Here is a 482-nt window from a genome sequence, read left to right as displayed (position 1 = left end):
GAAGGTCCCGATTGAGGGCTCTTGCAGATTGCAGGTCTCGGCCGAACGGCTTTTCGATGATGATCCGCCGCCAGTCCCCTGCTTCTTCCCGAGCGAAGCCAGCCTCTCCGAGGTGCTCGACCACAGGGCCGAAGAACTGCGCAGCCACCGCGAGATAGAAGAGAACGTTTCCTGCACCGGGACCCGCTTGTGAACCTTTGACGAGTTGGAGCAGCTTTGCGTAAGTTCCTGCATCCTCAATGTGGCCCGAAACGTACGCCAATCGGCGCACGACCTCGTCCCAAACCTTCCTGTCGACGCTATCGACCGATGCTTCGCCGGCCTGCTCGCTGACAAACTCTTGCAAGGATCTGGTGAGATCATCCAGCAGCGTGTCAACCGGAATTTCGCTGCGCCCGACGCCGATGATCCTGAAATCCTTTGGCAAGCGCTTCCAGCGGGCGAGATTGTAGAGCGCCGGCATAAGCAGCCGTCGTGTAAGA

Annotated in this window: 1 pseudogene; it reads right to left on the bottom strand. The window is 59.1% G+C overall.

The features are described from left to right. Positions 1-463: pseudogene (locus AACY08_RS29155) on the bottom strand (glucose-6-phosphate dehydrogenase); the annotation flags it as partial. Positions 464-482 lie beyond the last annotated feature (19 nt).

It is taken from the genome of Pseudomonas sp. EL_65y_Pfl1_R83 (genome assembly GCF_963970695.1).
Classification (GTDB): domain Bacteria; phylum Pseudomonadota; class Gammaproteobacteria; order Pseudomonadales; family Pseudomonadaceae; genus Aquipseudomonas; species Aquipseudomonas tritici.
This window is presented reverse-complemented; position numbering and strand designations above follow the sequence as displayed.